A 20,476-nucleotide genomic window follows, 5' to 3' on the forward strand; every position below is an offset into this window, starting at 1 on the left:
GAAAAGGGCATAGTAAATTACTATGCCCTTTTTAACTAAAATACAAATTTTAACTAAAATCTACTTCTTGGTTATACATACACAATGATTTTTATATTTGAATCATATGTATAGGGGATGGTATTTTGTTTATAGAGCAGATGTTTCCATTTATTAATGAAAGTGTAAGAGTCCACCAGTTGCCTGAGGGCGGTGTGCTGGAAATTGACTACTTGCGTGATAACGTCTCGATCTCTGACTTTGAATACTTAGATCTCAACAAAACGGCTTACGAGCTTTGTATGCTGATGGACGGTCAAAGAACGGCTGAACAAATTTTAGAAGAGCAATGCGCAAAGTATGATGAGTCGCCGGAAGACCATAAGGGCTGGTACTATGACATGCTCAGCATGCTTTTGAACAAGCAGGTCATTCAGCTTGAAAACCGGGCCCGCTTTCACAAAATCGCCACCAGCGGAAGCAATGAATTTCCGATGCCGCTGCATGCCACCTTTGAGCTGACGCACCGCTGCAATTTAAAGTGCGCCCACTGCTATTTAGAAAGCTCGCCGGAAGCGCTCGGCACCGTATCCATTGATCAATTTAAGAAAACGGCTGATATGCTGTATGATAACGGCGTTTTAACGTGTGAAATCACAGGCGGCGAAATTTTCGTCCATCCAAACGCCAATGAGATACTTGAATATGTGTTAAAGAAATTCAAAAAAGTCGCCGTCTTAACCAACGGAACGCTGATGCGAAAAGAAAGCCTGGAGATGTTAAAAGCCTATAAGCAAAAAATCATCGTCGGCATATCACTGGATAGCGTACAGTCCGAAGTGCATGATTCATTTAGAGGGAGAAAAGGCTCTTTTGCCCAAACCTGTAAAACGATAAAATTGTTGAGTGATCATGGTATTTTTGTCAGAGTCGCCATGTCGGTTTTCGAAAAAAACATGTGGGAAATCCACGATATGGCCCAAAAGGTGCGCGATCTCGGGGCGAAAGCGTTCTCTTACAATTGGGTTGATGATTTCGGAAGAGGCAGAGATATTGTCCATCCGACGAAAGATGCCGAACAGCACCGCAAATTTATGGAGTACGAGCAAAATGTCATTGATGAATTTAAAGATTTGATCCCGATCATTCCGTATGAAAGAAAACGTGCGGCGAACTGCGGCGCCGGCTGGAAATCAATTGTGATCAGCCCGTTCGGAGAAGTACGACCGTGCGCACTCTTCCCGAAGGAATTTTCATTAGGAAATATATTTCATGATTCATATGAAAGCATCTTTGACTCCCCTCTTGTCCATAAATTGTGGAAAGCGCAGGCGCCGCGGTTCAGCGAGCATTGCATGAAAGACAAATGCCCGTTCAGCGGCTATTGCGGAGGCTGTTACTTAAAAGGGCTGAACTCCAACAAATACCACAGAAAAAACATCTGCTCCTGGGCAAAAAATGAACAATTAGAAGATGTGGTCCAGCTTATTTAGGAGGGAAACAATTTGTCACCAGCACAAAGAAAAATGTTACTGTATATCCTTTCATTTATTTTTGTCATCGGCGCGGTCGTCTACTTCGTAAAAAACGATTATTTGTTTACGCTGATTTCCATCGCCATCGCCATTATTTTCGGTATGCGCGCGCGGAAGGCTGACTCGCGATGAGCATTTTGGATATACACGATGTATCCGTGTGGTACGAGCAAGACAACGTCATCTTAGAAAACGTAGATTTACATTTAGAAAAAGGCGCCGTTTACGGACTGCTTGGGGTAAACGGCGCCGGAAAAACGACGCTGATCAATACGCTGACCGGGGTAAACCGCAATTTCAGCGGACACTTTACGCTGTGCGGCATTGAAGCGGACGCCGGCATGCCGCAGAAAACATCAGATGAGCTGAAGATTCGCCGCTACTTTGCTGCCGATTATCCGCTTCTATTTACAGAAATTACGGCGAAGGACTATGTTTCTTTCGTTCATTCTTTGTATCAGAAAGATTTCTCAGAGCAGCAATTTAACAGTTTGGCTGAGGAATTTCACTTTTCCCAATACACAAACCGGAGAATTTCCGAGCTGTCCCTCGGCAACAGGCAAAAGGTTGTGTTGATGACCGGGCTATTGCTCGGGGCTCCCCTGTTTATTTTGGATGAGCCGCTTGTCGGCTTAGATGTGGAGTCAATAGAAGTCTTTTATCAGAAAATGCAGGAGTATTGCAAGGCAGGCGGAACGATTTTGTTTTCTTCCCATTTGCTCGACGTGGTGCAGAGATTTTGTGATTATGCGGCCATCCTTCATCACAAACAGATCCGGAAGGTCATTCCGATTGGAGAGGAGACTGATCTTCGGCGTGAATTTTTTGAGGTGATCGGCCATGAATAACCTGTTTCCGATTCTGTCATTGCTGTTCAAACAGCTTTACGGCCGCCAAGGAAAAAAAGACGCCATTCGCATCACCGCAGGGCTTGCCGTTCTGGCCTTGTTTGAAATCGGGCTGATCCGCCAGGCAGGCATTGATGAATCAACCTTAGGAAAAACATACATCACACTCGCGCTTCTGTTTATGAATGCGTACATGGTGTTTCTCTCTGTTACATCCCAATGGAAGGAATCTTACATGAAGCTGAGCTGTCTATTGCCGATCTCTTCCCGGAGCTTCTGGCTCGCTCAGAGTGTGGTTTTGTTTGTTGATACTTGCTTGAGAAGGACGCTCTTCTTTTTCATATTACCGCTGTTCTTATTCGGAAACGGAACGCTGTCAGGAGCACAAACCCTGTATTGGCTCGGCAGATTTTCGTTTTTTACTGTCTATTCGATTATTTTCGGCGTTTTGTTAAGCAATCTTTTCGTCAAAAAAAGCAGAACGGCACTCCTGCTGCATGCGGCGGTATTCACCTGCGTGTGCTTCAGTGCGGCTTTGATGCCCGCCGTGACGATCCCGCTATGTGCGATTCATATGCTCTGGGCTATTGTGATTGACTTCCCTTCATTTTTGCAGGCGCCTCAGCAGCAGAGCAAAATGCATTCTTTTATGCGGACATCAGAATTTTCGTTTTATAAAAGAGAATGGAACCGGTTTATTTCCTCCAAAGCGATGCTGTTAAATTATATCGTGATGGGGGCATTCAGCGGCTTCTTTTCGTTTCAGATGATGAACACCGGCATTGCCGATCAGCATGTCGTCTATATCGTAATTAGCGCTCTCCTGCTGATCTGCTCACCGATTGCTTTATTGTATTCTCTTGAAAAAAATGACCGGATGCTGCTGATCACGCTTCCGATTAAACGCAGAACGATGCTTTGGGCGAAATATCGCTTTTATTCCGGTTTATTGGCCGGCGGGTTTATTTTGATTGCCATGATTATGGGCTTGATCAGCGGCCGGCCGATTTCACTTTTGACTTTTTTGCAGTGTATGGAATTGCTGCTGGCAGGGGCTTATATTCGGTTAATTTCAGATGAAAAAAAGCCGTCCTTCAGCTGGCAGACGGAGCAGCAGCTCTGGAGCGGTTTCTCTAAATACCGTTCCTATGTATTTTGTATCCCTCTTTTTTTAGCTACTTTAACAGGCACTGTTATTTCCTTGGCAGTCATTCCGATTGCCGGGCTGATCATTGTCTATTTACTGCAAAAACAGGATGGTGGTTTCTTTGATACAAGCGGAAAAAGAGAACGGCTTGGAAGTTAACCTGCTGACGACTGATCAATTTTCAACCATCTCGATCGCCGCGAGCTTTCTGAAGCCGATCGAAAGCGCGGCGGAACCTGAAGAAGAAACGATCTATTTTTATGGCGCGGCTGCACACCAGAAGCAAAACATCATCGACACTTTCGGCTATGCCGCCGGCCGCCGCTTCATGTATTCAGCAAATCTCTTTTTTGACCGGCAGCTGAAAACGTACGGGACCCGCATGATTCATCCGTTATATGCTGAGGGATTTCATACAGATGCTGTTCTGAACACCTTTGTTGACATGTCCTCCTTTCCGGCTTCTCTTTCTGCCAGCGCAGCGGAAAAGGCAAAAGCTGAACTGCTGCTGAAAATGGAAAAGACATTCGCTGACCCGTTCTCCTATTCAGCAGCCCGTCTGGCGGAGGAAGCCTTTGGAAACCCGATGTACGGCACTGCCATGTTTGGCCGGAAAGACAAGCTTATGGCTGTGCATCCTAAACGTTTTCTGGATGCGTCGGAATTTATCGCTGATTTATTTTCTCAGCAGAAACAGCTGAACATATTAGGAAACATACAGTCCTGTGATGTTCAGGGACATGCCCCACAGGCGTCTGCCATGTCTGCTGTAAGAAAACCCGTGAATCAGGATATTTTCGAAACAGAGACACGCAGCACAGCAGGTCCGTCCGTTATGACACTTGGCTTTGACTGCGGAGACATGAAAGATGTCCGCGATTATTTAGCCATCCAGCTGATAGACGGATTGCTCGGCAAGTACGGCCATTCCGCTTTATTTCGGCATTTTCGCGAAAAAGATCTGGCCGTTTATCACGTGATCACCCGCTATGACATCATGAGCAATATGCTGCTTGTTTCCGTATGCACCGACCAGCTTCATGAAAACGAGATTCCTCCAAGAGTTTTGGAAGCTGTATCGCATTTCCATGCGGATGAACCGGAATTAAAAAAGGCACAACAATTTTTAATCAATGAAATCCTGCTGCAATTTGATTCTCCTGAAGGACTCTTAGCCTATATGGGAATCCTGCGCCGTTTCTCTTGCAAAAAAGAAGACCTGCTGGACAGCATCTCAGCGGTCACGTGCCGCGATTTGCTGCAATTCATCAAAAATCTTACATATATTGGAGCTCATGTAGTAAGGGGATGAGAGAGATGGAAAAGGAAGCCTTTTTTCAACAGCTGGATGAACGAACCGATATCAGATACACAGACAAGGGAATGAAAATATTCAGGTTACAATTTCCCCGCGCCCATTTAAGATTGTGCAATGTCAAAACCGGCTTTGGAAGCCGGGATATCCGCTTACAGTCAGAAACCGGCGGCCGGATGCTGCCATATGGCACAGCGCACTTTTTAGAACATCTCCTCTTTTGGCATAACGGCCGGAACCTGTATAGTGATTTTTTTGAACACGGCGCTCTGTTGAATGCGTTCACCACTTACACTGATACAAATTTCATGTTTACCTCATTGCCGGATCGGCTCAGACAAACCATTCCAATCCTGCTTGACGCTTTATGGAACCACTCGTTTGACGAGCAGATCATTGCTCAGGAAAAAGCCGTGATTACAAGTGAAATAGAAACGGCGCTTCTCAACCACCAGCTTCATTACCATTATCAGCTGATCCAGATGCTGTCTCCTGCCTCACCAGCCGCAGTCTTCCCCGCAGGCAGAAAAAAAGACATTGAGGCTCTGACGATCTGTGATCTGCAGGAAGCCTATGCTGCCGCCTACCAGCCCCATCGGATGACGCTGTTTCTGATTGGCGGCCCAGAAGATGCGGAAACTCTTTTGCCTTCTCAGCTGAGGCTGGAAAAGCGCTCTGGCAGCCGCTCTGACAGAAAGATCGTCCCTGCGTGCCCTCCCCTCTCACCAAAAGAGGTAAAGGGTGATCTGGAGCGGCCGGAAGACACTTGGACCGGAATACAAGTCGGGGCGCTCCCAGGAGAAAACGGACTTTTGACTTTGAAGCTGTACTGGGACATTGCCTCTCGCATCCTGTTTCACATGGATTCGCCGTTTTTTCAAGAGATCCGGCAAACGTACCGCTTGAATATCCAAAGCCTATCAGCGGATGTTCACTTATCAGAGGATGGCGGCTTTTTGATCCTTCACAGTAAAGGGGCGCATTCTTCCGCATACATCGATGTGGCATCCTACTATATCACGCAGCAGAAAAACCGTACCGAAGCCTGGCTTGAGTACGGCAAGGATTCTTTAGTCAACGCGATCATCTATGACAGTGATTACGCGCGTAAATGCTTTGAATGGGCGGCGGAGTGTGAACAGTACGATTGCTCGTTTCTCGGCCTTTACCGCACCATTCAGCAGATGAATTTTCATAATTTCTTGGCTCTCATTGAAGCAATGGTTTCTTCTAACAAAGCAGTCATTCATGTACCCCAGAAAGAAGTGATGAGACAATGAAAAAAAGCACTGTCTTTACTTTATTATTGCTGCTTGCGGCCATGGCGGCTTATTCCTTCGGCTGGTTTCACTCAGGTGCTGAAGCCGCGGGCCAATATGTACAGCTGATCAAAAATGACGCTGCCCGACTTGGGCTGTTGGCTTGTGCCGCTTCCGTACTGATGCTGCCCGCCTTTCTCTATCTTCACTACGTGACGCAATCTGTCAAAAACATGACAGCAGCTTTTCAGAAACTCACACAGTCTCATCAAAGCTGCTGTGACTTTCAGCATCGCAAGCTGTGCAGCCGTTATGCCGACGATGTAAAATTGCTGCGCGACAGCTATAAGGGCATCCGCCAATCATATGTGATGGCTGCTGTATTGTATCAGGTCATCGTTTTCGGCTGCATGTTTGAAATCGTCAAGGCCGTTCCCTTCAGCTTTCATACGCCCCCTGCCGTTACAATGGGGCTTGCGGTGTTACTGATTTTGTATTTATTGTTTTATATGCGAAAGTACTTGCTGCAGCTTTTTCAGCACGGAAACCTGTTCAGAAAAGTGCTGGTGGGAGTGCTGACAGGAGCCGGGATTTGGTGGATGCTCAGTTTTACTATAAGTGAACTGCTGTTTCTGATCATCTTAGCTGCCATCCAGCAGATCGGATCTTTTGTTTATAAACGAATCTCTTACCGCAGCCCTGCTTCTCTCGATCTATAAAAACATCTACATCGCAATCGCGGACGGACCGGCGCCAACCGGAATGACCGTCACGGCTGAATCATCACTCGTGCGGTACACGGTCACTGCATTGTCGCCGGGCTGTGCCGCGTAAATGTATTGATTGTCGGGCGTTACTGTAATGTCATAGACATTAGGAAGAGACACGTTTGCGATGATCCTTTGTGCGGCAGTATTAACGACATATACATTGTTAATGAGAAACGGTTCACTATAAGGCTCTAGAAAATAAGCCCTAGTACTATCCAGAGAAAATACAATTGTCCTCAAAGTTTCAAATAGACGGTCAAAGTCACCTCCCCTGCTCAAGGGTGACAAACTGATCTCTGTTACACCCTTCGGCACAGTTCACCATTCATCACGTCTGTACTCCATGTAACCGCAGAGACTGCTTCCGCAGGATCAACGACAAACCCTTGAATCGGCACTTGAAATGGCACTTCACGGCTGGCATCTTCATCACAAAAACAGAAACAATTTTCCTGTAAAACAGAAAAATCATTCTTTTTCATGATTTCACATCCCTTTTAGAAATGCATAGTTGATTAAATCGCAATGTCACTCGGTGAAACGCCAAGCGATATGACAGTTTCCACAGAATAATCATCCGTGTTGTAAACAGTGATGCTTTGCTCTATAAAATTTGTTGCATACAGAAATTCGCCATTTGGGGTAAACGCAAAGTCTCTTGCCGATTGCGGAAGATTTCCTATTACGCCTGCACCACTTGGACTGACGGAATATAGATTGTGAGTGAAATCATCAAACAAATACACCCCTGATCCGCTCTTGAACATTCCATATTCACCCTCATACTCCAGCTCTTGGGTGCTGCTGATCGTAAATGTATTTAAATCAATCACCGTCAAATAATTGAAAAAGAATTCTTGTTCTAATACATAAAGGTAACGTTCAGGCCAACCCGTTTCTAAGGCATTTACGATAAGGTCCCGTTCAATAGTTCCTGTCACTTCACCTGTGTTTAAGTCCAATCTTTGCACTGAACCGAAACCAAGCAGATACGCGAACAATCCATTTGGATCAATTGCAACATCAAAACCTTCAAAAGGAATAGACCTTTCAACAGTTAAGGTTTCAATTCCTATCACGTATATGGCACCACCGGCGACAACATAAAAAAATTCGTGTCCAGGTATAAAAGATATGGATTCCGGCGGCTGATCCAGCAAAATAGAAGCTGTGACACTCAATGTGTCTTGATTGATGACAGTAATGACACGATCATAGTAATGCAAAACAAACACAGAGGTGTTATCTGGCGTCTTTTCTACCCTTGTAGGTTGGTATGGAAGAGAAATCGTCGTCACAACAGTATGAGTGTTTGTATCAATCACAGAAACCGACTGATCATCTGGATTCGCTGTAAACGCATAAACAGGCTCCGGCTCCGGGGAGAGCACAATCGTTCCCGTCACCGATAAAGGACTGCCGTAAAATGGCGGGACGACAACAAGGTTCTCGATCGTAATGTCACTGACATCCGGACAATCATCCGGTTCATCAGAATAATAGACAACTTGATCGATCTCTGCATTGTGAATGACAGAAATAGCCCCCTCCCCTTGTCCATATTGGTTTCGCACAGGTGAGACACTGACAAGAAGCGTAACGGTTCCCTGCAGGCGGACTGCAAATTGAACACCGATTTCATCAGGCTCAGGCCCCGTCTCAATTAAGCAACGTTCACTGACACAAGAAAGGCTGTCTGCATTCCACGTGACGTTTGCAACAGCTTCAGCCGGATCAACGACAAACCCCTCAGGCAATTCAATCGGCGCTTGAAACATAGCTTCACGGCTGGTTTCTTCCTCACAAAAACATAAACAATCTTGTGCAGCTTCTGCTTTTTCTTTAAAGGAAAGCTTGTTTTTCCTCATTTCATCACTTCCTTTTCAGACATACACTGCTCACGCAGATACAACAGAATATGGAAGGTGAATGTGTTTGCTTGTACAAACAGCCGAGGGTAAAAGCTGTTTTTGAAGAAATTCCGGCCACCATGCGGTGTAACGAAAGAAAAGATTGCGGTTTTTTTGCGCTTCTCACAAGAATGATGATGATAAAATATGACATATATAGAATAATGAAGGGAGGGATTTTCAAACGTGACAAGTGTCATATCTTCTTCTTCCGTTGGAGAAAAGATTAATGAATGGTATATGTACATACGCCGATTCAGCATACCGGATGCGGAATATTTACGAAGAGAAATCAAACAAGAGCTGGATCAAATGGAAGAAGACCAGGATCTTCATTTGTATTATTCACTGATGGAATTCCGGCACAATCTGATGCTTGAGTATCTTGAACCGTTAGAAAACATGCGGATAGAAGAACAGCCGCGACTGTCCGATTTGCTGCTTGAAATTGATAAAAAACAGGCTCGTTTAACCGGAGTCCTTGACTATTACTTTAATTTCTTCAGGGGCATGTACGAACTGGATCAGCGGGAGTACTTATCTGCTATTAAATTTTTCAAAAAAGCCGAAAGCAAGCTGATTTTCGTAAAGGATCGAATAGAAAAAGCTGAATTTTTCTTTAAAATGTCTGAATCTTATTACTATATGAAACAAACGTATTTTTCTATGGACTATGCACGGCAGGCATATGAAATATACAAAGAGCACACAGCATATAATATTAGATTGCTTCAATGCCATTCTTTGTTCGCTACCAATTTCTTAGATCTCAAGCAATATGAGGACGCCATATCACATTTCAAAAAAGCTTATACAATGGCAGAATCCGAAAAACAGCCCCAATTAATGGGAAGAACACTGTATAACATCGGACTTTGCAAAAACAGCCAAGAACAGTATGAGTCAGCAATCACATATTTCAAAAGAGCCATATCTGTTTTTGAAGAAGCTAACATTCTTCCTTCTCTGCCTCAAGCTTATTTTTTGATTACACAAATTCATTATAAATTAGGAAAAATGGATAAAGCTCATGAATATCATAGTAAAGGAATTGCTTATTCTAAAGAGGCTGAAGATATCATTTACTTATCGGAGTTTGAATTTTTGAAATCTTTATACTTATCAGGCCCGGATGAAGAGGCAATTCAGAAATTCTTCGATTTTCTCGAAAGTAAAATGATGTATGCTGATCTTGAAGATTTTGCGCTTGATGTGGCAAAATATTATCATGGACGTGAAAATTTCCAAAAAGCTTCCGCGTATTTTCTGAAGGTGGAACGAGTAAGACAGCTTATTCAAGGAGGAGTGAAATTGTATGAAATTGAAGTCTAAAATATTACTCTCTTGTCTGGCCCTAAGCACAGTGTTTGTCGCAACAAGTATTGCAACTGCACCTGCACATCAAATGGAAGTTGCTCAGCGAGGAATGATTTAAAGATAACAACCGGTTTTTACCGGTTGTTTTTTTGTTAAATAAAAAGCCAAAACAAAAGTTTTGTTTTTAAAATTTAAAATATTAATTACTAAATTATTTTAAATTGGTTTCCCAATCCAGAAACATAATATATAAGATAATTTTTATAATTATAAATGAAAAACCTGTTTACTTTTCCTTTTTATTGAATTATTATATACAAGACTTAAGTTCAGTACAACTTCAATTGAAGGTTAAAATGGAGGATTTATTTTGAAAGTTCAATTCAAAAAAAGGATTAGTTTACTCATCATCATGTTTGGGCTTGCTGTTTCCTCACTGGGTGTTACACAGGCGGTTCATGCAAAAGCCAATACGAGCGATTCAAGGGTGCATTTTACTTTCAGATGGTACAGCCCTTACGACTATACAACTGCTCGAAGAAAACAAAATAGAAGCTACATGTATATGCATCTCCTAAAGAAAGATGACGGAGGCAAATTTGATGTATGGGCAGAGGCAGATAAAAACGTTCACTCTGGCGGGCGCGACTGGCACAATGTATCCGGTGGTGGAACTCACGAAGGAACAGTACACCCGGGTCATACATACTTATTTTCCAACACTGCTGTTGAAGATTACGGCAGAAATGTACCCGTAAGGTTTGGCGGTTATAGCCGCAGCAATGATTCCTTCTCAACTGATTGGAGTCCTGACAGCGTAAAACCTAAGGGAAATTACACAATCTATTAATACCCTTTTTCAAAACAAAGCGATCTTACACTAAACATGTAAGATCGCTTTTTAAGGTAAAAATAATATCCACTCTTAAAGATTTTTTATTAAAATAAAACTATCCAAAACTCACATAGAGTTTTAATAAAAAACAGGAGCCTTGCACATGATTTCTTTCTTTTTAAAGCGTTTATTAAAAAATAAAGAGATTTATTTCTCTTTATTCATTAGTATCGTTCTTATGCTCGTCAGTTATCTAGGTATTCTCTTCTTTCATAAGAAGATCAATCTTCCTTATGAAATCCATAACTCACCGTTTTTATCGAATATTGCAGAAGGAAACACAACCTCAGCTCAGACTGTCTGGATTCTCATTCTTCCTTTATTAGCATCACTTCCAATGTCCGGTATGTACTGTGAAGATAAAAATACTGGATTTCTTATGAACGTTATAACAAAAACAACTAAAAAGAAATACTTCACAGTATTATTCGGATTGAACTTTGCAATTTCGTTTTTCGTCATTATCTTACCATTATTATTAAATCTTTATTTGCTATCGATGACATATCCTTCGGTAAACCCTGACGGGATCGTCAATTACATGGACCCCATCGTTACAGGCGGAACAGACTTAGCAAACCTTTATTACGAACACTCATTAATATATACTTTTATCCTTTTTGCATTAAATGGGATGTATGGAGCTGTTCTTTCTTCCATTGGATTGGCTTTATCATTTTTTATTAAAAAGAAATATTTTGTTTATATCATACCTTTTTTAATCAATTTAATAGGCTTTACTTTACTCAACAACAATTACAATCCAATGAAATATATTGTTAACGATGGAGGGTTTTTGAGTATAGATAAGTTTATTTATTTGAACCTTGGAGTGTTCATTGCAACTATTTTACTTTATATGTGGGGAAAAAAACGCCGTGTTTTATTATAATACTCTAAAATCAACATTAAGAATGAAGTGGCCGGGTATCACCGTCGCATTACTGTTGCAGTTAATTGCTGTTTATTTCTTTTTTTACCAAGAAAATGGTAGTGATGATGGTTTTGCACTGGAAAATATTTTTTCCTATTGGCATCTCGTTTCTATTTTATGCCCTGCTGCCGTTGTATTTTCTGTTTTGATCTCATCCGATTACTTTTCAATTTATACTGTAATCCGAGTAAACAATGCACCTTATCTAACAATGATATACCTTTTAAAAACACTATTATTTTCAGCATTATACGGGATTATCATTATGGGTGAATTATATACTTTATGTATATTCAATGATACGGGACTATTGTATGTGACCCCGATATCTTTCATCACTCATGTGTTTGCATTTATTTTCATTTGTTATGTTGTTTCATTTATTCTACTGTATTTGAATCAAATCATTGTAGTTTTTCTATTCATTCTTTTATTTTTGATTGATTACCTTGCATGTAATGGTATGCTCTTTTTAAATGGTTTTGTAATGGAATTTAGTGATTTGGCGGAATTATTATTGATTAGATTAGGGATTATGTTTTTATTATTCGGGATTTCTATAGAGTCTATAAAGCGACGCAATTATTTACAGCAGGTTGAGGAGAAAGGAGCAAACTGATTGTCTTTTATGAATATGCTGAAACGTGATATTGTCATGCGTTTCAATGAAAGTAAGATTACATACTTTGTCATTAGCTTAGCTATTGCCCTCCTTCTTTTATGCTTCCTCTGGAATAGCAATAAGACAGGACAGCTAGACCATCAAAGTTTTTCCGACAACCTGATCACACTATTTCATTCGATGAATTTCTTTGATCTACATATCTTATATACACAGCATAGACTATCTATCCCTCTACAATGGATTAGTTTTCAAGTATTGCCTTTGATAATTGTGGGTAATTTTATGTTTCGTGACATTCAAATTTCCGGAGCTTATATCCTTCCGAGACTCCCCAAAAAAGGAGTATTTATATTCAGCAAACTTTTCTCACTGTTTGTTTTGATTGTATCTATTTGGTGTGTATGGCTTTTTATATACATGATGCTATTTACCTCATTTAAAGGCTTTATAGCAGAACTGAACAGCAAGGTTATATTATTTATGTTAATTCAAATCTTAGTTTCGTTTATGTATGCAGTTTTGCTAGAAACTTTAACTTTCACGATATCTTTTATATCAGCATTTATTATTATTGTTGCTTATATTGTAATATCTATTTTTTTTCACAGCTCATTATTCATCGCTTCATTTGCTATGGCTGGAAAGTGGGCTTTTATTGATTATTCGCGCATGAACGTTAACTACTCAGATGGTCGTTTTTTTCATGCCTCCGACTTTTTATTAATTGCACTTATTTTCTGTGCAGCTTGTACTTTTATCAGCCTGGTTTTTATTAAAAAAACAGATATTTTAGGAGAGTAATTATGACGTCGTATATCGAGTGTAAAAATATAGTAAAAAAATTAAAGGGAAATCATGTATTAGATGATATCAGTTTTTCAATTAAAGAAAACGAATTTGTCGTGTTAAGAGGCCATAATGGATCTGGAAAGACAATGATTTTAAGAGCCATCGCCGGACTGCTAACATTAACAAAAGGCGAAGTTTCTGTTAACGACCTCGTGATCGGGAAAGATATTGACTTCTCTGAACATACAGGCCTGTTAATTGAATACCCGAGCTTTATCCCTGTCTATTCGGGATTTCAAAATCTGAAATTCCTTGCTTCTATCAAGAAAAAAGTATCTGATGAAGAAATCAAAGAAGTAATAAGAAAAGTTGGGTTAGACCCTGAAGATAAGCGTAAAGTCAAACGCTATTCTTTAGGGATGAAGCAACGCTTAGGAATTGCTCAAGCAATAATGGAAAAACCCAAATTACTTCTTTTAGATGAACCGACAAATGCCTTAGACAAAAAAGGGATTAATCTTATACTGGATATCCTAAAAGCCGAAAAAGAAAACGGCACAACGATTGTAGTGGCTAGTCATGATGATACACTATGTGAAAACAGTGTTGTCGATAGAATTATCGATATTAGTGAAGGTAAGCTGGAGGATGCAGATGAATAAGCGTTGGATTTTCTTGATTGTTTTATTAATAATAGTAACATTCAGCTGTGTTCGTTTCTATACAGTGAACGCCCAAAATGATAAATATACTCCAACTAATATTAATATTGACGCAAACCAAACGATCGATACAGGAAAAGGAATAAAATTCCACATATTAAAACCATTAAAGCCGATTAAGTCATTTGATAAAGAAACAAATTCCATAAAATATATATACATTTTGCCTTTTAATGCTGAAAATACTTCTAATCACAAAATTACTCTAGAGGAGCTTTCACCGGACGGAAAAAACTTTTTATTTTTTGGTCAGTATCAATATAATAAACAATTGATGCCTTATAATTATGATTTGCCGGATAAGTATCAATTCAATACAGAGATTCCATCAGGGAAAACAGTACTAGGATATGTAGGATTAAGTTTGTATCCCGACGAAAAAGTAAATTATAAAAATTTCAATCCTGAATCATCAAAAGTATCTGCTTATTATACTATAATAGACGACGAATCTAATAAAAGAACTTCTTATAAAATGACTTTAAATAATTAAAAGATGAAAAAGGGCCTGAATTACATTCAGGCCCTTTTATTAAAAACTATTTTACAAACCCAAGCAGCATTTCACGAATGATTTTGCTGGCTGTGTTTGCCGTTTGCTCTGAGTGGTCGTAAATCGGAGCTACTTCTACTAAATCTGCGCCCTTCACGTTTACTTCTGAGCGCGCGATTTCATGGACCGATGCAAGCAGTTCTTTAGACGTGATGCCGCCTGCGTCAACCGTTCCTGTTCCCGGTGCGTGAGCAGGGTCTAATACGTCAATGTCGATTGTGACATATACCGGACGGCCTGCCAGCTTCGGAAGAACCTTTTTCAGCGGCTCAAGCACTTCAAACTTAGAGATGTGCATGCCGTTTTCCTTTGCCCATTCGAACTCTTCTTTCATACCGGAACGGATTCCGAATGAATACACATTTTCCGGGCCGATTAATTCCGCTGCTTTACGGATCGGCGTTGAGTGAGAAAGCGGTTCTCCCTCATAGTCGACGCGAAGATCCGTATGTGCATCAAAATGAATAATCGCCAGGTCAGGAAATTTCTTGTACATCGCTTTAATGACAGGCCATGACACGAGGTGCTCCCCGCCCATGCCCATTGGGAATTTCCCTTTTTCTAAAATGCTGTCCACATATTCTTCAATCATATCAAGACTTTTTTGCGGGTTGCCGAATGGCAGCGGAATGTCGCCGGCGTCAAAGAAGTTCAGGTCCGCCAGATCACGGTCCAGATACGGGCTGTATTCTTCAAGGCCGATTGACACCTCGCGGATTCTTCCCGGGCCGAAGCGTGATCCCGGACGATAGCTCACCGTCCAGTCCATCGGCATGCCGTAAAGGATGGCGTCCGCCTCTTCCCACTCTGGACGGCTCGCGATAAATACTTTTCCTGAATAAGCTTCATCAAATCTCATCTATAAAACCCTCGCTTTCCTGTAAAAAAGCGCAAGATTCGCTCCTGCGCCATACATTCATTATTTAATCAGGTCACTCACAAATTTCGGCAGAACAAACGCCGCTTTATGAAGATCTTTTGTGTAATATTTCGTGTCAATGTCAAAGAAACGGCTGTCTTCCACTGCAAGCGGATCATATTTTTTCGAACCGATTGTAAATGTCCACAAACCGCTTGGGTATGTCGGAATGTTCGCCGTATACAGCTTCGTAATCGGGAAGATTTCCTTCACGTCACGCTGTACATTTGTGATCAATTCCGGTGTGAACCATGGGTTGTCCGTCTGAGCGACGAAAATGCCGTCTTCTTTTAACGCCTTCGCGATTCCGGCATAGAACCCTTTTGAAAACAGGTTAACAGCAGGTCCGACTGGTTCAGTTGAATCTACCATAATGACGTCGTATTGATTTTCAGATTTTGCAATGTGCATAAATCCGTCATCCACCTGCACGTCAACACGCGGATCGTCAAGTTTTCCCGCAATAGAAGGAAGAAACTTTTTAGAGTATTCGATAACCTTGCCGTCAATATCAACAAGTGTCGCTTTTTTCACACTCGGATGCTTCAGAATTTCTCTGATGACGCCGCCGTCACCGCCGCCGACTACAAGCACATGCTCCGGATTTGGGTGCGTAAACAATGGCACATGCGCCACCATTTCGTGATAAACGAATTCGTCTTTTTCTGACGTCATGACCATACCGTCCAAAAACAGCATGTTGCCGAACTCTTCTGTTTCCACCATTTCTAAATGCTGAAACTCAGTTTGTTCTGTATGTAATGTTTTATTAACCTTCAATGTAATGCCAAAGTTTTTCGTCTGCTTCTCTGTGTACCAAAGTTCGCTCAATTGTCATCTCCCTTTCAAGGCTGTATTCATTTATTGTAAGCGTCTTTTCAGCTTTTATTCCCGGTTGAAATCGCATTTTCACCTAAGGAAAAAGTATAGAGGATGGCGGGGAAAAAGTAAAGATGCGTCCTGTCACGCGATGTTTAAAAACAATCTTTTTTTCTCATAATAGTAGAAACATAAAAAAAGGGGGAACCATTGTGGATGCAATGACAAATAAACGGCTGAGACTGACGCTCAAAACCGTTCGCGCCTTTATCTTTCTTGGGGCTTTCGCGTGCTTAGCGGCAGCTGCTGTGTTTATGACTGTCATTTTGATAGCCAAATACCAGGGCGCTCCCTCGGTTCAAGTGCCGCAATCCACGATTTTGTTTGCGAGCGACGGCTCTAAACTCGGGGAGACGAACTATGGCGAAAAACGCTATTGGGTCCCCAAAAAAGACATGAATCCGACGATTGTAAAAGCGACGGTGGCGATTGAAGACCAGAACTTCTATGATCACCATGGCTTTGATTATAAACGCATGGCCGGTGCGGCGCTGGCCGACTTAAAAGCGCTGGCCAAGGTTCAGGGCGCAAGCACCATTACCCAGCAATATGCGAGAAACCTGTATCTTGAACACGACAAAACGTGGAAACGCAAATGGAATGAGGCATTCTATACCATTCGTCTGGAACAAAACTATTCTAAGGACGAGATATTAGAAGGCTATTTAAATACGATATACTACGGCCACGGCGCCTATGGCATCGAAGCCGCGTCCCGCCTCTATTTCGGCAAGCATGCCAAAAACCTGACAGATGCGGAGGCGGCGCTTTTGGCCGGTATTCCGAAAGGCCCTTCCGGCTATTCGCCTTATGTCAATGAAACAAAGGCCAAGGATCGCCAAAAAACAATTGTGCGGATGATGGAAAAGCAGCAGATGATCAGCCGCAAAAAAGCGGACGAGCTGATCAAGGAGCCTCTTTCCTATCAACCGTTGAATAAACACGCCATCAGCAGAAAAGCGCCTTATTTCTATGATAATGCGATGAGAGACCTGGAAAAAAAACTCGGCATGACACGGGAGCAAATTGAAACGAGCGGGTTAAATGTGTATACAACCGTGAATAAACGGCTTCAGCGCATTGCCGAGGAAACCATTACCGAAACGGTTAACGCCGGTTCTGACATTCAAGTCGGATTTTCAGCCATTGATCCACGCACAGGAAACGTTCTCGCTCTTGTCGGCGGCAGAGATTATCAAAAAAGCCCGTTTGACCGGACGACACAGGCGAAACGTCAGCCCGCTTCGACAATCAAACCGTTACTTTATTATAAAGCGATTCAGAGCGGGTTTACGCCAGTGACACTGATGAAAAGCGAAGAAACCGAGTTTCAAATCGATGCAAAGGGAGAAACCTATTCTCCAAGCAACTATAACGGTTACTACGCAAACAAACCGATTACGCTTCTTCAGGCGCTGGCGCTGTCTGACAACATTTATGCCGTGAAAACCCATCTCTTTCTCGGAATGAACAAGCTCGTTCAGGCGGCAAAGGAATTTGGCATCACCGCGCAGCTCCAAGCGCTGCCATCCTTGGCCCTCGGCACGGAACCGGTGCGCCCGATTGAGATGGTCAACGCCTATGCCATGCTGGCAAATGGCGGAAAGAAAATCGAACCGACCTTTATCACAAGGGTGACTGATGCGGCCGGACATGTACTGTACGAAAGCCCGAATCAGCATAAACAAGTGCTGGATGAAAAAGCTGCCTTTGTAACCGCTAATATGATGACAGGCATGTTTGATACAGATTTAAACGGCTATACATCCGTGACAGGACGGACAATCGCGGATCGCCTGACTAGAACCTATGCGGGAAAATCAGGCACAACAAGCGCAGACAGCTGGATGATCGGCTTCAACCCGAAGCTGGCTGCGGGTGTATGGACGGGCTATGACAAAAACAGCACCATTGACTCAGTCGCAGAAAAAAACTACGCCAAAACCATTTGGGCGGAGTTTATGGAGGATGCGCTCAAAGGAGAACCAGAAACAGCCTTTAAACCGCCAAAAGGCGTGACCGGCGTCTACATCGATCCGGCAACAGGCTACTCCTCCGGCCCCGGCTGCGCAGCCAAGCATTACACGTATTTTGTGAAAGGCACAGAGCCAGCGAATGTGTGCTACGGCTCAGAGCCTGTCAAACAAACAAAAGACCAGCATCCAGTCAAGGAAAAGCCCGCTTCCCCGAAAAAGTGGTGGGACAAATGGCTGGGACGGAATCATTAAAAAATAACCCGGCTGCTTGAATGCCGGGTTATTTAATATGGTTCTTCCATTATCCATGGGAGCAGCGTCACGCAGTCAAGCTGGAGAACGGGTTTCGGGAATCCTTCGGGGATAAAGCGGTCATCTCTCGGCACTTCAAATGATATATACCAGTTACGGTCCGGAACCCATTCTTATTTCCCTTCTAGAATACGTCCGACCATAAAATAGCTGGCCACATAAAGATGACGGTCACCCTCCGGCCCAAATTCATTAATTTCCGTACAAAGAGACGGCTGAAGACCAAAATCCTCAAACATTTGCGCCTTCTCACGCGGCAGTGTTTTCATTACTTCCCGGTCATTTTCACAGAGAAGACACCCGCACATATCTTCAATATCTTTCGCATACTGCCTTCTCGTTTCCTCCACGTCCGCTTCAATGACCCAATCACCAATCCTCTGTTTGAAACACGATATCTCCCCTATCTGCTTTCAAAAAAATGAAAAACCCCGAGTCTTGGTTCGGCTCGGGATTTTCCATGTCCTATTTCTGTATCACCAGTTTACTCAATGTTCACAGAAAATAATTCAAATTTTCTAAAAGTTCACAGAAAGTTCACAAATTAATTTTCTTCTGGAAGCAGTCCTTTTTTCAATTCGTCAGAAGAGCGTTCCCACAGGCCTTGGTCATGGTTTTTCAGAAATTCGCCAAGCACTCGCTTCGAGCTGTCATCCATTTGATCAATGATAATGTTCCGTTTCATCGATTTATCCATCAGATTCACATGCTCCGGCAGCGATTTGTAGCCTCTTCTGATGCTTCTGTCGACCGTCATTTCACAGGCTGTTACCCCTGCGTAATAAGGGCCCTCTTCTCTTCTGTCAATCGTCACCCATACAAGCCAGTATGGTTTGCCGTTTGGAACTTCTTCTTTATTAGGCAGAAATTTAATGCCTTTTTCAACGACGCTGCGGGCATGCATCGCGCCGATATCAACGAACGCTTCTTTTTCCTCTACATCAACGAATACAGGTGAAATATTATCCAGGCTGAGTGCGCCTACGCCAAAGCCGCCGTGTCCGTCTGTCGGATCACTTTTGATAATATTAAACCCGATTGATTTTTTCTTTTTTTCTTCCATGAGTTCTACCTCCTACAAAAGCGGTTGAAATATCGCTGAAAACAAATGTAAAATCGAATCTCTTCCGGCATTGAGCATTGGCCAAAGCACGTAGGATCCGAGCGGTGTCACAAACAGTACCAAAAAGACGATAAAGCCGTAGCTTTCCGCTTGCGTCATCTTGGCACGCGCCCCCGGTGGGACAAGATCTTCAATAATACGATAGCCGTCGAGCGGCGGCAGCGGCAGCAGATTAAATAAAAACAGAACGAGGTTCAGCTGTATCCAGATTGAAAAGAACTGGTCCAGTCCTGTACTGAATGCCGCAAGCAGTTCCATTCCGTAAGCATGCATCAACACTAACAAAGAGAAACCGATAAACGCAAGAATCAGGTTACTGATCGGCCCGGCAATGGATACGAGTACGCCGGCCAGACGAGGTTTCTTAAAGAAACGGCGATTGACGGGAACAGGGCGAGCCCATCCAAAGCCGGCCACCAGGATCAAAATGGTTCCGAACGGATCAAGGTGTTTGATAGGATTCAGCGTCAGTCTTCCTTCTTTTTTCGCCGTATTGTCACCAAATTTATATGCGACATAGGCGTGAGCGAGTTCATGCATTGTAAACGAAACAATTAAGGTAATGACCAGATATGGCATTAGAGACAACGGGTAATATAAAAAACGGTCCAAGTGAGATGATCCCTCTTTCTAAAAATGCAAGAATTTACTTTATTCAGTATACTATAA

General features: G+C 42.5%; 22 protein-coding genes and 1 pseudogene. 16 read left to right on the forward strand and 7 right to left on the reverse strand.

All coding sequences use genetic code 11. The features are described 5' to 3' along the window. Positions 1–125 precede the first annotated feature (125 nt). Genes albA through NSS75_RS20130 form a run of 7 tightly spaced genes read left to right on the forward strand, consistent with a single transcriptional unit; the run spans position 126 to position 6,802 of the window. Positions 126–1,472, forward strand: coding sequence for a subtilosin maturase AlbA (gene albA / locus NSS75_RS20100; protein ID WP_198098136.1), 1,347 nt, complete (start codon positions 126–128; stop codon positions 1,470–1,472). Positions 1,473–1,484: 12 nt separating this feature from the next. Beyond that, positions 1,485–1,646 carry an antilisterial bacteriocin subtilosin biosynthesis protein AlbB gene (albB, locus tag NSS75_RS20105; protein ID WP_101864905.1) on the forward strand — a complete coding sequence of 54 codons (162 nt, stop codon included), beginning with the start codon at positions 1,485–1,487 and terminating at the stop codon, positions 1,644–1,646. Beyond that, positions 1,643–2,362 carry an ABC transporter ATP-binding protein gene (locus NSS75_RS20110; protein ID WP_024123214.1) on the forward strand — a complete coding sequence of 240 codons (720 nt, stop codon included), beginning with the start codon at positions 1,643–1,645 and terminating at the stop codon, positions 2,360–2,362. Before albB ends, NSS75_RS20110 begins: the two co-directional genes overlap by 4 nt. After that, positions 2,355–3,668 (forward strand): bacteriocin biosynthesis protein AlbD, encoded by a 1,314-nt coding sequence (locus tag NSS75_RS20115; protein ID WP_339234662.1) that lies wholly within the window; start codon positions 2,355–2,357, stop codon positions 3,666–3,668. Before NSS75_RS20110 ends, NSS75_RS20115 begins: the two co-directional genes overlap by 8 nt. Continuing rightward, positions 3,658–4,821 (forward strand): insulinase family protein, encoded by a 1,164-nt coding sequence (locus tag NSS75_RS20120; protein WP_268496541.1) that lies wholly within the window; start codon positions 3,658–3,660, stop codon positions 4,819–4,821. The genes NSS75_RS20115 and NSS75_RS20120 overlap by 11 nt, the downstream gene beginning before the upstream one ends. Before the next feature lie 5 nt (positions 4,822–4,826). Next, positions 4,827–6,104 (forward strand): pitrilysin family protein, encoded by a 1,278-nt coding sequence (locus tag NSS75_RS20125; RefSeq protein WP_339234665.1) that lies wholly within the window; start codon positions 4,827–4,829, stop codon positions 6,102–6,104. Then, positions 6,101–6,802, forward strand: a complete 702-nt coding sequence (locus NSS75_RS20130; RefSeq protein ID WP_213418099.1) for a bacteriocin biosynthesis protein AlbG — start codon at positions 6,101–6,103, stop codon at positions 6,800–6,802. The genes NSS75_RS20125 and NSS75_RS20130 overlap by 4 nt, the downstream gene beginning before the upstream one ends. Before the next feature lie 6 nt (positions 6,803–6,808). Here the strand turns inward: NSS75_RS20130 and NSS75_RS20135 are convergent. Beyond that, a pseudogene (locus NSS75_RS20135) lies at positions 6,809–7,275 on the reverse strand (hypothetical protein); the annotation flags it as partial. A gap of 93 nt (positions 7,276–7,368) precedes the next feature. Continuing rightward, on the reverse strand, positions 7,369–8,721 hold the full coding sequence (locus NSS75_RS20140) for a YncE family protein (RefSeq protein ID WP_339234669.1): 1,353 nt from the start codon (positions 8,719–8,721) through the stop codon (positions 7,369–7,371). Positions 8,722–8,949: 228 nt separating this feature from the next. On the opposite strand from NSS75_RS20140, the gene NSS75_RS20145 reads away from it, so the two are divergent. From NSS75_RS20145 to NSS75_RS20180, 8 genes are all read left to right on the forward strand, one after another. Further along, the gene (locus NSS75_RS20145) at positions 8,950–10,095 is read left to right on the forward strand and encodes a tetratricopeptide repeat protein (RefSeq protein ID WP_339234671.1); all 1,146 of its coding nucleotides are present in this window, start codon (positions 8,950–8,952) and stop codon (positions 10,093–10,095) included. Continuing rightward, positions 10,079–10,198, forward strand: coding sequence for a PhrC/PhrF family phosphatase-inhibitory pheromone (locus tag NSS75_RS20150; protein WP_010332289.1), 120 nt, complete (start codon positions 10,079–10,081; stop codon positions 10,196–10,198). The genes NSS75_RS20145 and NSS75_RS20150 overlap by 17 nt, the downstream gene beginning before the upstream one ends. A gap of 252 nt (positions 10,199–10,450) precedes the next feature. After that, positions 10,451–10,930, forward strand: coding sequence for a hypothetical protein (locus tag NSS75_RS20155; protein ID WP_061572213.1), 480 nt, complete (start codon positions 10,451–10,453; stop codon positions 10,928–10,930). A gap of 148 nt (positions 10,931–11,078) precedes the next feature. Beyond that, positions 11,079–11,867 carry a hypothetical protein gene (locus tag NSS75_RS20160; RefSeq protein ID WP_188323350.1) on the forward strand — a complete coding sequence of 263 codons (789 nt, stop codon included), beginning with the start codon at positions 11,079–11,081 and terminating at the stop codon, positions 11,865–11,867. Further along, a complete protein-coding gene (locus NSS75_RS20165; RefSeq protein ID WP_339234673.1) occupies positions 11,854–12,528 on the forward strand; it encodes a hypothetical protein in 675 nt (224 codons plus the stop codon). The genes NSS75_RS20160 and NSS75_RS20165 overlap by 14 nt, the downstream gene beginning before the upstream one ends. 9 nt (positions 12,529–12,537) lie before the next feature. Beyond that, positions 12,538–13,335 carry a hypothetical protein gene (locus NSS75_RS20170; protein ID WP_339237707.1) on the forward strand — a complete coding sequence of 266 codons (798 nt, stop codon included), beginning with the start codon at positions 12,538–12,540 and terminating at the stop codon, positions 13,333–13,335. Positions 13,336–13,337: 2 nt separating this feature from the next. Next, on the forward strand, positions 13,338–13,985 hold the full coding sequence (locus tag NSS75_RS20175; RefSeq protein WP_188323353.1) for an ABC transporter ATP-binding protein: 648 nt from the start codon (positions 13,338–13,340) through the stop codon (positions 13,983–13,985). Then, positions 13,978–14,538, forward strand: a complete 561-nt coding sequence (locus NSS75_RS20180) for a hypothetical protein (protein ID WP_188323354.1) — start codon at positions 13,978–13,980, stop codon at positions 14,536–14,538. Before NSS75_RS20175 ends, NSS75_RS20180 begins: the two co-directional genes overlap by 8 nt. A 46-nt stretch (positions 14,539–14,584) precedes the next feature. Here NSS75_RS20180 and speB read toward each other — a convergent pair whose 3' ends face one another. Together speB and speE are read right to left on the reverse strand one after the other, a co-directional pair. After that, positions 14,585–15,457 carry an agmatinase gene (gene speB / locus NSS75_RS20185; RefSeq protein ID WP_268510383.1) on the reverse strand — a complete coding sequence of 291 codons (873 nt, stop codon included), beginning with the start codon at positions 15,455–15,457 and terminating at the stop codon, positions 14,585–14,587. 60 nt (positions 15,458–15,517) lie between these two features. Continuing rightward, complete coding sequence (speE, locus tag NSS75_RS20190; RefSeq protein WP_095712787.1) at positions 15,518–16,348, reverse strand: spermidine synthase; 831 nt, start codon at positions 16,346–16,348, stop codon at positions 15,518–15,520. Between the two features lie 200 nt (positions 16,349–16,548). Between speE and NSS75_RS20195 the strand changes: the two genes are divergently transcribed. Next, on the forward strand, positions 16,549–18,624 hold the full coding sequence (locus NSS75_RS20195; protein ID WP_339234681.1) for a transglycosylase domain-containing protein: 2,076 nt from the start codon (positions 16,549–16,551) through the stop codon (positions 18,622–18,624). A 173-nt stretch (positions 18,625–18,797) separates the two neighbouring features. Here NSS75_RS20195 and NSS75_RS20200 read toward each other — a convergent pair whose 3' ends face one another. From NSS75_RS20200 to NSS75_RS20210, 3 genes are all read right to left on the reverse strand, one after another. Next, complete coding sequence (locus NSS75_RS20200; RefSeq protein WP_253295223.1) at positions 18,798–19,034, reverse strand: hypothetical protein; 237 nt, start codon at positions 19,032–19,034, stop codon at positions 18,798–18,800. Positions 19,035–19,228: 194 nt separating this feature from the next. Further along, on the reverse strand, positions 19,229–19,747 hold the full coding sequence (locus tag NSS75_RS20205) for a YwhD family protein (RefSeq protein WP_010332295.1): 519 nt from the start codon (positions 19,745–19,747) through the stop codon (positions 19,229–19,231). Between the two features lie 12 nt (positions 19,748–19,759). Continuing rightward, entirely contained in the window at positions 19,760–20,419 is a 660-nt protein-coding gene (locus NSS75_RS20210) for a site-2 protease family protein (RefSeq protein ID WP_101864913.1), read from the reverse strand. Positions 20,420–20,476 lie beyond the last annotated feature (57 nt).

Origin of the sequence: Bacillus sp. FSL K6-1012 (genome assembly GCF_037964915.1) — a bacterium.
Classification (GTDB): Bacteria; Bacillota; Bacilli; order Bacillales; family Bacillaceae; genus Bacillus; species Bacillus halotolerans.

Excerpts from the sequence above, each read along its gene's own strand:
- NSS75_RS20110 (WP_024123214.1), top strand. The coding sequence starts at position 1,643 with ATGAGCATTTTGGATATACACGATGTATCCGTGTGGTACGAGCAAGAC.
- NSS75_RS20115 (WP_339234662.1), top strand. The coding sequence starts at position 2,355 with ATGAATAACCTGTTTCCGATTCTGTCATTGCTGTTCAAACAGCTTTAC.
- NSS75_RS20125 (WP_339234665.1), top strand. The coding sequence starts at position 4,827 with ATGGAAAAGGAAGCCTTTTTTCAACAGCTGGATGAACGAACCGATATC.
- NSS75_RS20130 (WP_213418099.1), top strand. The coding sequence starts at position 6,101 with ATGAAAAAAAGCACTGTCTTTACTTTATTATTGCTGCTTGCGGCCATG.
- NSS75_RS20140 (WP_339234669.1), bottom strand. The coding sequence starts at position 8,721 with ATGAGGAAAAACAAGCTTTCCTTTAAAGAAAAAGCAGAAGCTGCACAA.
- NSS75_RS20150 (WP_010332289.1), top strand. The coding sequence starts at position 10,079 with ATGAAATTGAAGTCTAAAATATTACTCTCTTGTCTGGCCCTAAGCACA.
- NSS75_RS20160 (WP_188323350.1), top strand. The coding sequence starts at position 11,079 with ATGATTTCTTTCTTTTTAAAGCGTTTATTAAAAAATAAAGAGATTTAT.
- NSS75_RS20170 (WP_339237707.1), top strand. The coding sequence starts at position 12,538 with ATGAATATGCTGAAACGTGATATTGTCATGCGTTTCAATGAAAGTAAG.
- NSS75_RS20175 (WP_188323353.1), top strand. The coding sequence starts at position 13,338 with ATGACGTCGTATATCGAGTGTAAAAATATAGTAAAAAAATTAAAGGGA.
- NSS75_RS20180 (WP_188323354.1), top strand. The coding sequence starts at position 13,978 with ATGAATAAGCGTTGGATTTTCTTGATTGTTTTATTAATAATAGTAACA.
- speB (WP_268510383.1), bottom strand. The coding sequence starts at position 15,457 with ATGAGATTTGATGAAGCTTATTCAGGAAAAGTATTTATCGCGAGCCGT.
- NSS75_RS20205 (WP_010332295.1), bottom strand. The coding sequence starts at position 19,747 with ATGGAAGAAAAAAAGAAAAAATCAATCGGGTTTAATATTATCAAAAGT.